Annotated in this window: 11 protein-coding genes and 1 tRNA gene; 2 read left to right on the plus strand and 10 right to left on the minus strand. The window is 37.5% G+C overall.

Annotation, left to right across the window (positions count from 1 at the left end; translation table 11 throughout):
• Positions 1-46: 46 nt before the first annotated feature.
• The 10 genes from DWV85_RS03870 to DWV85_RS03915 form a co-directional block, all read right to left on the minus strand.
• The gene (locus DWV85_RS03870) at positions 47-733 is read right to left on the minus strand and encodes a thymidylate kinase (RefSeq protein ID WP_123138058.1); all 687 of its coding nucleotides are present in this window, start codon (positions 731-733) and stop codon (positions 47-49) included.
• A 2-nt stretch (positions 734-735) separates the two neighbouring features.
• Entirely contained in the window at positions 736-2,217 is a 1,482-nt protein-coding gene (locus DWV85_RS03875) for an aminotransferase class I/II-fold pyridoxal phosphate-dependent enzyme (RefSeq protein ID WP_123138059.1), read from the minus strand.
• Positions 2,218-2,274: 57 nt separating this feature from the next.
• A complete protein-coding gene (gene pth / locus DWV85_RS03880; protein WP_024060200.1) occupies positions 2,275-2,853 on the minus strand; it encodes an aminoacyl-tRNA hydrolase in 579 nt (192 codons plus the stop codon).
• Positions 2,854-2,863: 10 nt separating this feature from the next.
• Positions 2,864-3,817, minus strand: a complete 954-nt coding sequence (locus DWV85_RS03885) for a ribose-phosphate pyrophosphokinase (protein ID WP_004693255.1) — start codon at positions 3,815-3,817, stop codon at positions 2,864-2,866.
• Between the two features lie 127 nt (positions 3,818-3,944).
• On the minus strand, positions 3,945-5,318 hold the full coding sequence (gene glmU / locus DWV85_RS03890) for a bifunctional UDP-N-acetylglucosamine diphosphorylase/glucosamine-1-phosphate N-acetyltransferase GlmU (RefSeq protein ID WP_123138060.1): 1,374 nt from the start codon (positions 5,316-5,318) through the stop codon (positions 3,945-3,947).
• Between the two features lie 134 nt (positions 5,319-5,452).
• The gene (gene purR / locus DWV85_RS03895) at positions 5,453-6,271 is read right to left on the minus strand and encodes a pur operon repressor (RefSeq protein WP_105086596.1); all 819 of its coding nucleotides are present in this window, start codon (positions 6,269-6,271) and stop codon (positions 5,453-5,455) included.
• 221 nt (positions 6,272-6,492) lie between these two features.
• On the minus strand, positions 6,493-7,101 hold the full coding sequence (locus tag DWV85_RS03900; RefSeq protein WP_004693247.1) for a peptidoglycan-binding protein: 609 nt from the start codon (positions 7,099-7,101) through the stop codon (positions 6,493-6,495).
• A gap of 261 nt (positions 7,102-7,362) precedes the next feature.
• Positions 7,363-8,535 (minus strand): Na+/H+ antiporter NhaA, encoded by a 1,173-nt coding sequence (gene nhaA, locus DWV85_RS03905; RefSeq protein ID WP_105086597.1) that lies wholly within the window; start codon positions 8,533-8,535, stop codon positions 7,363-7,365.
• Positions 8,536-8,570: 35 nt separating this feature from the next.
• Positions 8,571-9,728 (minus strand): Na+/H+ antiporter NhaA, encoded by a 1,158-nt coding sequence (gene nhaA, locus DWV85_RS03910; protein ID WP_004693243.1) that lies wholly within the window; start codon positions 9,726-9,728, stop codon positions 8,571-8,573.
• 97 nt (positions 9,729-9,825) lie between these two features.
• Positions 9,826-11,157, minus strand: coding sequence for a PepSY-associated TM helix domain-containing protein (locus DWV85_RS03915; RefSeq protein WP_004693241.1), 1,332 nt, complete (start codon positions 11,155-11,157; stop codon positions 9,826-9,828).
• Positions 11,158-11,295: 138 nt separating this feature from the next.
• On the opposite strand from DWV85_RS03915, the gene DWV85_RS03920 reads away from it, so the two are divergent.
• Positions 11,296-11,369, plus strand: a tRNA-Gly gene (locus DWV85_RS03920).
• An 88-nt stretch (positions 11,370-11,457) separates the two neighbouring features.
• The gene (locus DWV85_RS03925) at positions 11,458-11,667 is read left to right on the plus strand and encodes a TOBE domain-containing protein (protein WP_004693239.1); all 210 of its coding nucleotides are present in this window, start codon (positions 11,458-11,460) and stop codon (positions 11,665-11,667) included.
• Positions 11,668-12,332 lie beyond the last annotated feature (665 nt).

Genomic DNA, 12,332 nt, shown 5'->3' on the forward strand with positions numbered 1-12,332 from the left:
TAATATTATATAGGAAAAAGGCGACTTTTAAAAGAGTCGCCTTTTTCTAAGGTAGTAGATTTTCTACTACACTATATACATCATTATGAATTTCTTCAATAGTACGTAATGTATACTGACTAGATTTAGCTTTATCCACACAAGGTATGCGGTGCCATTGATAACGCTTTACTAATTCTTCATACGCATCGTGGACGGCTGCTAAATATGCATGATTCCCTTCGTGAATATCACCAGTATTGCCCCCAGTTTTACCAGTGCGCTCCGCCATAAGGGCTTCGCTCACTTCAAGGGGCATATCCAAAAGGCACACCGCATCAGGTTTAGGCAAGCCAAATTTTTGGAACTCAAAATCTTCAAGCCAATCTAAAAATTCAGTGCGTTTCTTTGGATCATCGTATTTTACCATTTGGTGCACCATGTTAGACGTTGTATAACGATCTGCAATGATGATACCCCCATTTTTATAAAATTGCTCCCAATCAGTTCTAAAGGAAGCAAATCGATCGATGGCATACATAGAGCTTGCCACATAAGGATTTACATCATGTACATCTTTACCAAATTCACCAGCTAAATACATTTTAATAGGCATAGCGGCGCCACTATCATAGTTTGGAAAGCTCACAGACTTAACGGCATGCCCTTCTTTGGTTAAGCGTTCTACTAAGAGTTTAGTTTGTGTAGCCTTACCGCTGCCATCTCCACCTTCTAATATAATCAAAGTCCCCATAATTACTCCTGTAATACCCAAATTGTTTCCAATGTCATATCATCAGCACCATTCGGTACAAAACCTAAAGCTTTGCGATTCTCTATATATTGTAACACAGAGGCACTAATCTCTTCACCTACTGCTACACAGGGAATACCTGGTGGATAATAAGCAATTGTCTCCCCTGCAATGCGATGAAGTGCTTCTTTTAAAGGTACTTGCTCACGATTTGCATACATAGCATTACGAGGGGTTATGCGCACAATAGGCGCTGGCAGCAGCGCAGAATCTTTACTAATGTCTTGCAATTGCTCTTCCTCTGTTTTATTAAATTCTTTAAATGCACGTAACACCTTTTCACTTACAGCTTGTACAGCCTTAATAAGAGCAGTTACAGACTCGTTTGTATCACCTATGGTAATGAGCACTAGCACATGATGAGCTTGTACTAACTCCACCTCAATATGATGTTCTCGTAACATCCGTTCAAAAGCAACGCCTGTGAGCCCTAATTCTTTAGCATCAATCAGCACCTTAGTACAATCATAATTTATCACCCGCTCTTGAATATCTGTGTATTCCATAGCAGCAATACCAGAAATTTTATTGAGTTCCTCACGTAAGTACATACTCAACTCTACTGCACGACTTACTAAATCATTACCTGCTGTGGCTAATTGATGGCGCGCCATATCTAAGGAAGCAAGGAAAATATAGTTTGGACTCGTACTTTGTAGCATTTGATGCATTTGCGTAATACGCCGCTTATCAATTTTTTTACCTTGCCCTAATAGCCAAGATGTTTGTGTCAAAGAGCCAACAGATTTATGTGTACTTTGAGCCACCAAATCTGCTCCAGCCTCTATAGCCTCTATAGGTAAACTTTCAGAGAACGGCAAATGAGGCCCATGAGCTTCATCAACAAGTACAATAAGTCCCCGCTTATGAGCCTCTTGTATGATATTAACAATATCTATGCCCACGCCATAATAGTTTGGATAAACTAAAAGAATCGCCTTTGCCTCTGGATGTGCATCCATTGATTTGATAGCATTTTCTAATGATACACCTAGTGGAATTCCCCAGCGTTCATCAAAATCACAGTCCATATATACTGGTTTGGCTCCTGAGAGGACAAGCCCACTAATAACGGAACGATGTGCTTCTCGAGGAATGATAATGATTTCATCAGGCCCTACAGTCCCCATAATCATGGCTTCAATCAAAGCTGTAGTACCATTAATAGAAAACCAACAACAATCAGCTCCATATAACTCTGCTGTTAAGTCTTGCGCTTCTTTTAATTCCCGTTCAGGTTCATGTAAATCATCTAAAGCATACATAACACCTAAGTCATAGGGTAACGCTGGCCCCATCCAATTCTTTAATAGTTGAGGTGCTTCAACGCCTATCTTATGACCTGGCGTATGAAAGGGCACGAAATGTTGTTCTTTATATGATTCTAAAGCCTCTACAAAAGGCATTTTTTCTTGATTACTCATATGTACCTCGTAAAAAGGGCATGAATCTCAATGAGACTCATGCCCTTATGCATGTATTTATCGCTGTGGACGACGTTTAGGATTGAATTGATTCATGCCTTTATCCATACCTACCTCTAAGGTGCCTAATACGGCTTTTACCGTATCCTTAATACCTTTTTGTACCTTCTCTTGCGACTCTTCACTAAATGGTGCTAAAACGTGATCAATGACAGTCCATTGTGGCAATGGACGTCCAATTCCTACGCGGAAACGAGGAAAATTTTCTGTTCCTATATGGGAAATTAAAGATTTAATCCCATTGTGTCCACCCGAACTACCATTTGGTCGAATACGCAACTTACCTATAGGTAAATCCATGTCATCATAGATACAATACACATCAGATGGATCAATTTTGTAGTACCGCATTAACGGTCCTACAGACTCACCACTTAGATTCATAAATGTTTGCGGCTTTACAAGTAATACTTTCTCACCATCTACGGTAATACTGCATACCTCAGCACGTTGCTCCTCTCTCCAAGGCGTGTGAGGGACACTATCGGCTATGGCATCAATAACCATAAATCCAATATTATGTTTTGTCTTTTCGTATTGCTTGCCGGGGTTACCGAGGCCTACTACTAATTTCAAGAATCACCTATTATTTATCAAACAAATTACTTACAGATACTTCATGGAAAATACGCATAATTGCTTCACCCAACAATGGAGCTACGGATAATTGCGTAATATTTGGTAAGTTGCAATTTTCCGGCAATGGAATAGTATTAGTAACGATAAGTTCCTTAATATTGGAATTTGCAATTCGTTCACTTGCCGGATCTGTCAACACTGCATGTGTAACAGCGGCGGTAACGGATTTAGCACCGAATTCTTCCAATGCTTTAGCACCTTCAACCAAGGATCCAGCCGTATCTACGATATCATCAATAATAATACAGTTTTTACCTGCCACATCACCGATGAGATTCATAACTTTAGCCACACCTGGTTCAGGGCGTTTTTTCTCAATGATTGCAATCGGTGCACCAATGCGGTCAGCCAAATCACGAGCTCTTGTAACACCGCCAAGGTCAGGAGATACAACGATAACATCTTCCATATTTTTTTCATTAATATATTTAGCCAAAATAGATGCGCCAAACAAATGATCTACAGGCACATCAAAGAAACCTTGAATTTGTCCTGCATGCAAATCAATTGTTACAAGACGTGTAATACCTGCCGTTTGCATCAAATTAGCTACTAATTTAGCTGTAATCGGCTCACGACCGCGAGTCTTACGGTCTTGGCGAGCATAGCCATAGTAAGGAACTACTGCAGTGATATGACGTGCAGAAGCGCGTTTTAACGCGTCAGCCATAACCATGAGTTCCATTAAATTATCATTTACAGGATAGCTAGTTGGTTGAATGATAAATACATCTTTGCCACGTACGCTTTCATCAATCATTATTTGTACTTCGCCATTGTTAAAACGACCTACAAATGCTTCACCTAAAGGCAACCCTAAATAATCACAAATTTCCTTTGCCAATGCAGGATTTGCATTACCTGTGAAAATCTTGAGTTTTTTGCCGTCTTCAAATGCCATTTTGTTACCCTTTCATTTGCTCCTATACTGGTTACTTATCCATAATCCATACATTACAGATACACACTATTGCCTTTTTATTGTATACTATTTTGACCTAATTGTGTTAAAAAATATGAGATTTTTTTTATTTCTTTTTGAAAGTATCCTCTGTTACCCAATTTTCTTTCACAATTTGCTTACTGCGCCCTACAGCCAAGGCCTTATCTGGTACGTTTTTAGTAATAGTAGAGCCCGCACCTACATAGCTATAATTACCTACTGTTACAGGAGCAACTAAGTTACTATTACAACCAACAAATGCACCATCACCAATAGTCGTACGATGCTTAACTTTCCCATCATAATTTACGGTAATAGTGCCACAGCCAATATTAACACCGGCCCCAACATCACTATCACCGATATAGGAGAGATGTGGGAACTTAGTACCTTCCCCAACATTAGAGTTTTTAACTTCTACAAAGTTACCTACATGAACCTTATTACCTAAAACTGTATTTGGACGCAAATGGACATATGGACCTACATCTACACCGTCTTTTACTTCACAGTCATGACCATAAGTAAAATGGATAATCGTATCATTACCGACTTTTACATTCGTCAAACGAGTATGTGGTCCAATTTCACAACGTTCACCAATCACGGTATCACCTTCAAGGACTGTACCAGGATGCAAAATTGTATCTGCACCTACTGTTACCTCAGGAGCCACATAGGTATTTTCAGGGTCAATAATTGTTACGCCAGCAGTCATTAACTCAACATTTTTACGATGTTTTAATATAGCTTCAGCCTCTGCTAATTGCAAACGTGAGTTTACCCCTAAAGATTCTTCAAAATCCTTAGTCATGTATGCACTTACCTTGTCGCCACCATTTACGAGAATACCTACTACATCAGTAATATACAATTCACCTTGGGCATTATCATCAGATAATTGATCTAAGCAAGGCCATAATTTTTTACTATCAAAAGCGTACATACCTGTATTTACTTCTTGAACCGCTAATTCTTCAGGTTTACCATCTTTCTGTTCTACGATACGAACTACAGAACCCACTTCATTACGAATGATACGTCCATAACCAGTTGGATCCGGCATATGAGCAGTTAAGATTGTAGCTGCTGCACCGGAATTTTTATGTTCTTCTAAAAGCGCTTCTAAACTTTCTTTTGTAACCAGGGGAGTATCACCGCATAACAATAAGATTGTACCATCATAGTCACCAAGTACTGGTTGAGCCATCTTAACTGCATGACCTGTACCATTTTGTTCTTCTTGACGAACAAATTCAGCACGCTCTCCCAAGTAATTTTGTACTGCATCGCCACCAAAACCAACGATAACAACATCGCGATTGGTACCAATGGATTGAACCGTTTCAAGAACGCGTTCTACCATCGCCTTACCGCCGACCTTGTGTAACACTTTTGGCAATTTAGACTTCATACGCGTGCCCTTACCAGCAGCTAAAATAAGGCTTGCAATATTCATAGTAATCTCCTATCTGGTATCTCTTATATCTCTAAACCATTTTAAATATTATTATTTACGTCATTGTTTAGCCCATAGGTCAATACTCAATATAAACCATTATATCAGCCTATAATCTTCCTAATATTAATGATTTACTCTGTATCTAACACAGGATCTATACTAATTTTCTTTGTATTTTCATCGATACCATAAAAAGTAAATAATGATTCATAATCATCGATCAACTTCGGACTTGGTTCAGCTGTAGCTACAAGAACACCTGTGCCAACAACGACCCCACTCATTTCAAGAACTAATTCCTTAAGTCCCTTAGCGGTACCGCCAGCTTTCATAAAGTCATCGATAATTAACACCTTCGCATTGGGAGGAATTGCCCGTTTAGTTAGAGTCATAGTCTGAATGCGCCCAGAGGAACCTGTTACATAATTAATGCTAATAGCAGAACCTTCTGTTACCTTACTATCACGTCTAGCAATAACAAGTGGTTTATTGAAAGCTCTCGCTACCATTACAGCCAAAGGAATCCCCTTTGTTTCTACAGTCAAAATATAGTCCGGTTCACGGTCCACGAAACGAGTCATAATAATCTCACCCAGACGTGTCATTACGTGCCAATCATATAAGATATCAGACATATAAATAAAACCACCTGGAATGATGCGATCTGGCTCCATTAAACGAGCTTGCACATCTCGTAAAATATCGTTCGCTTGTGTGCCCTTGCGATGCGGAATAAATCGTACCCCACCAGCTACACCGGCCACCGTTTCTAAGGTCCCCAGTTGAAAGTGTTCCATAGACTGCCTTACACATGTTAAATCTTCACTAACCGTTGATTTAGCCATGCCAAAAAAGTCGCAAAAGTAATTTAAAGGAATCAATTTTTGCGGTGAATCAACTAACAGTTTTGTCATTGCCACCATTCGTTCTACACGCCGTACTTTATCCATAGGGTTATCCTTTACCATTCATCATATAACTATTGAGTATACTCATCAATTTAACATCATGAGTCATCATCATATATCTATATTATACCATAATTTCCGAATATTCGAGGTTTTGAATACATTATAATTCGGTAAAAGAAAAACTCTCTAGCATTTTATACAAGAATATGATTTTAGTCTATAAACCTATCATATAGTTATATAAAGCTAGAGAGTCATCATTATAAAATATAAACCTTTACAGATTGACGTCCAAACTGCAATGCTTCTGCACGAGAATCAAAAGCTAAATCAATGCGATGCCCTTTAATAGCACCACCTACATCGTCAGCTACAGCATAGCCATAACCTTCAATATATAATCGCGTTCCCAAAGGAATTAATTTAGGGTCTACAGACACAAGTCCCTTCCGTAGACGACTACCTGTAGCTGTATATTTTCCGTTGCCAGGATCTTGAGATGAATAGCCACTAGCCTCCATCGTTAAAACTTTAGAGTATTTATTAGGCACTCCATTATGATTGCGTTCTGTGCCATGGCCACCATAACGAGTCTCCATCTTTTCCAAAGCATTCATCGTAGCAGGACCAACACGACCATCTACAGGGAGCCCTTTAGATTTTTGAAATTTTCGAACAGCCTGTTCTGTATTATGACCGTAAATGCCATCTATAGAATCATGTAAAAAACCTTGATGCTTTAACATGGTTTGCACCTTACTAACGTGATGCCCTCGTTGCCCCCGATCAATAGTTTTTGCTAATGATACAGAGGATACCATTACAATCATACAAACAAGCGTACATGTAATAATTATTTTTTTTATCATATACACCTCACCTTACATTAAGTAGTATACTATACAGTTTTAAATAATCTATAAACCATAAAGGTTCTATTAATATCAATAATTCATATATTAAATTATAGTTATAGTAATAATTTTAAAGGTGTATTACATATATATCATAAAATTATAAGATACCAATGAAAATCTCCATTATATCCTGCAAGAATATTCACTTAGATTACTTCTAAAGTCGGAAATTCTCTTCAGTCTACAATGGAGATTTAATAGTTTTATTTAATTTTAGCAGTTATGGTATACACCAATATGACATTCTTTTCGGTTTGCACCAACAAGTCTTAAGAAGATGTAACCAAATAATGCAGAGATTAATGAGCCAAGTATAACGCCACCTTTTGCCATTTCTTGAGCGTGACCTGGTTCAAATGCCAAGATAGATACGAAGATACTCATTGTAAAGCCTATACCACATACAATCGCAGTACCATATACATGCTTCCAATTAGCTTCTGTAGGCATTGGTACAAGGCCACATTTCACCATCGCAAATACTGCACCAAAAATACCTAATTGTTTCCCTATAATAAGACCTAATGCAACACCAAGCACTACAGGATGTGTTAAGTCATTAACAGATACATTACGTAAATCTACACCGGCATTAAAGAATGCAAATATTGGTACAATTAAAAAACTAACCCAATTGGATAATAAATGTTCCCAATGTTGCATTGGACGAACATACTTACGGCCTCGTTTACCTTTTGAAGGAATTGTCATAGCTAAGATTACACCAGCCATAGTTGCATGTAAACCAGATTTTAATACACAATACCAAAGGATAAACCCTAAAATGATATATGGTAAAGGTCGTACATATCCTTGCTTATTACAATAGATTAAAGCAGCTACAACTACGACAGCTGCACCTAAATACATCATGTGAATACTTGACGCATAGAAGATTGCAATTACGATGATAGCAATCAAATCATCTATAACGGCAAGAGCTGTTAGAAATACTTTCATTGAATTCGGTACTCTAGAGCCTAATGCAGATATAATACCGATGGAAAATGCAATATCCGTAGCAGTTGGTATTGCCCAACCATGTATATATTCAGAATGAAAACCTGCAATTAAGTAGTAGATAAAAGCGGGCGTTAGAACACCAAATAATGCGGCAATGCCTGGCATCACACGCTTAGCATTAGTATTAAGCTCACCTGATACTAATTCACGTTTAACTTCGAGACCTACAAAAAGGAAGAAGATTGCCATCAATGCATCATTAACCCATTCTAAAATTGTTAGATTACCTATATGGTGATTAACGATTTGAAAGTATTGTTCAGATGATGGAGAGTTCGCTAAAATTAAAGCGAGTACTGTTGCTCCTAGGAGTACAGATGTAGCTGCACCTGGAGAACGTAAGAAAACAAAAATGCGTTCCATTTGAATCCTTTCTATACTTACAAAAGATTATTTTATTAAATTTTACCACGCATCTTGCGTATTTGATAAGCTAAAATTAGGACAATCGCACCTAGCAAGCCTGCCGTGATTGATCCTATAAAGATACCTACTTTAGCCATTTCTTGTGTTATACCTGGTGGGAAAGCCAGTGTAGCAACAAAAAGGCTCATAGTAAAGCCAATACCACACAAAATAGCTGTCCCATAAATTTCAGGCCACGTCGTTTTTGTAGGCATCTTAATTGCCTTAGATTGAACCAAAATGTAGACGGCAGAGAATATACCTAATTGTTTTCCTAAGATTAAACCGAATGAAACACCTATGATTACAGGATGGAATAAATTGTCTATGGAAAAATCAGCAAAAGATACACCAGCATTTAAAAAACTAAATAATGGTATAATTAGGAAGTTTACCCAATTGCGTAAAGCATGCGCCCATTCTTCCATGGGATACACTACCTTATCTATAACTTTACCCTTAAAAGGAATTGTCATAGCCAGTACAACACCAGCAATGGTAGCATGAACACCAGATTTTAAAACTAAATACCAAAGAACTAATCCTAGAACACAATACGGAAGTGGTCTTAAATAGCCTTGCTTATTAGTATAAATCAGTAAACCAGTTACAGCCGCAGCAGCTATTAAATCCATAAAGTTAACGCCTGCCCCATAAAAGAGAGCAATAACGACTATGGCAATCAAGTCGTCAATAATAGCTAATGCAGCTAGAAAGGCTTTCATCGCTGTAGATACCTTATTACCAAGCATTGTAATAACGCCTATAGCAAAAGCAATATCTGTAGCGGTAGGAATCCCCCAACCATGTCTATATTCTGGCATATATCCAGCCGCAAAATAATACACAATAGCTGGCGTAATAACACCTGCAAATGCGGCTAATACGGGAAGCACACGTTTCGCCTTCGTATCAAGCTCCCCAGAAATCATTTCCTTCTTGATCTCTATACCAACATAAAGGAAAAAAAGAGCCATTAAGGCATCATTTACCCACTCCAGTATAGTCATTGGACCAAGGTGTATTTGCATGACTGCAAAATACTGTGCTGCAATCGGTGAGTTCGCCACAAGAACGCCTAAAATAGCGGCGGACAGCAAGGATATCCCACCAGCAGACTCTGACTGGAAAAATGCTTTTATAAAATTCATAATAACTACCACTTTCTGAGTCATAAATAATAATACGTATTTTTATGTATATAAAAACAACTATATTTATTATTATATCATTTCAGTTCGAAAATAATCAATATTGTTTACTTTCTTTAAGTAAAGAGATAAAAAATACAATAAGTGATACAGTTAAACAAATAGCAGCAATCGTATTCATAACAGGATTTTGCCAAAGTGGTAGAAGCAATCCTATAAGAACAGATATACTACAAAATAATGGTGTACGCCAAATATGCTTTTCCTCTACCGATACTTTAGATAGAATTACATCTGATTTTTTATACTTTCTAATAATAGTCATCATAAGTCCAGTCACGATACCAATAATGAGAACAATATCCCATATAGCCCACAATATCTTCAGAGCCATCGTATTATGATTATGAATATGTAGGTTAATCATAGTCGTCATACCTGTAAAATACCATGGAACTGCTTTAGTAGAAAATCTATCATTACTAGAATCGACATACAAGTTAGCATATACAGGCTGTCCAAGAAACATAGCTGGATCATCATCATTTTCTGCACCTAAATAAAATGCATAATGGTAATTGTTAAACTTAGATGGATAATCCATAGAAATAACTTGTCGATCTGGATATACTTTCATTATACGAGAAATTGCTTCTGATGGTTGCAATATTTCAGATTGTCCAATCGAAAGTTCCTGTTTAGCATTATGAAGTACATCGGCATTATAGTTATCATTTGCAATAAAAAAGCCCCCAATCCATACACCTGTTATACATAATATAAATCCCCAGACCGTTGCAACTATTGAGAATTCACGATGTAATGCACCTATTTTCATTTTCTTAGATAAAACAGAGGCTTTAGAATAACTTTTACGAAATGGACCATATAAAAAAATCCCTGAAATAATAGTGAGACTACATAAAAATGATAAGAATGTTACAATATATATGCCAATTTTACCTAAATCTAATCGTGTATGTAATTGATGAAGAGTATGTAACATACTACGAATCCAAGGATGTACAGGAGGCTCATTATGTGAAGTAATCAGTTCTTTAGATATAGGATTATATAAAACATAATCCCCACCCATTCCCATGCGAGCTGGAGGTGCTACCGTAGCCGTAGATTCAATAATACGATACCGTAAAATATGTGTAGCCCCCATAGCAGGGGATATATTCAAAATATCTTTTGATGGATATTTCTGTTTAACAAGTAGTGCCCCCTGATCAGCATACTTAAATATAGATTCTTCATGTTCATTCATCGACATTATAGCTGATGAATGATGTGTTGTTCCACCTTGAGCCCATGCATTTAACTCAGTTCGAAACATGAGTACTAATCCTGTAATACAAAACATTAAGAAGAAAATTAAGGAAATGATAGATAACCATTTATGAACTTTATATACTTTTGACATACGAATTCCTCCTTTTCTATTATTTTATACATCTAGATTGAAAGTAATTCAATACATTTACTACTATAGGTATAATCATAGATATATCTATGATTACTTGAATGTATATGTAAATATATGATACAATATTTACATCGTGCGGGCGTAGTTCATCGGTAGAATGCGAGCTTCCCAAGCTTGAGAGGAGGGTTCGATTCCCTTCGCCCGCTCCATATAATTTGTGATGTAATGTATATCACAAATTATATGCAAAATATTATAATATATATACTTTTTGTATTGTTTTTTAAGGAGATATCCATGAAATTAAGTGCAAGAAATCAATTAAAAGGTACTATCGTTGAGATCCAAGAAGGCGCTGTAAATGCAATCGTAAAAATCAACGTAGGTAATAATAATATTGTTACTGCTGACATTACTATTCAATCCGTTAAAGAATTAGGCTTAGCAGTTGGCAAAGAAGTTGTCGCTGTTATCAAATCCACTAGCGTAATGGTTGGTGTAGAATAATAAAGAATTAGAGCTGCTTAGGCAGCTCTTTTTTTGTATATATATTAAATTCCTAATAAGTTGTTATTAATATATAAGCTCTATGATTTTGTGATCATGGGGCTTGTTATTTACATAAATATGGAGTTGCTCAACTAGTTTACGGTTCGATACCATTGGTGCTGCGCACCGCGGTATCGATTAGATAAAGTTTATTTACATATATTTAAAGTAGCTCAACTGCTTTACGGTTCGGTAACATTGGCACGTTGTGCCTCGTTACCGTATGGATTAGTTAGATACTACCATTAGCCGCGGCTTCCTATCAATCCTCACTGTGGATTTCCCTTCTCTGCTTCGCAGCTCGGTAAATCTTACGTTCGGAAGCACTCATATGGTTCGGCTGCGTCGCTTAGCTCTAAGACCTCTTCGGTTGCCCTACTTGCTTCCTCACTGTGGATTTTCCTTCTCTGCTTCGCAGCTCGGTAAATCTTACGTTCGGAAGAAAGCGATGCAGTGAATCTGTCGTCGTTTCACTCCTCCATCTTCTACTGCCCTGCTTTTCCCAGGGCCGTCTTACACGGACACGTACATAGATACAACCTCTACAACCTTGGCTGGAGGCTGCTCTAGTAGGGTTAGCTAGTCGAAGACTAGCAAAAAGAAAAAGGCCTACCTTTAGGTAG

It is taken from the genome of Veillonella sp. AF13-2 (assembly GCF_003603295.1).
In the GTDB taxonomy this organism is placed as follows: domain Bacteria; phylum Bacillota; class Negativicutes; order Veillonellales; family Veillonellaceae; genus Veillonella; species Veillonella parvula_E.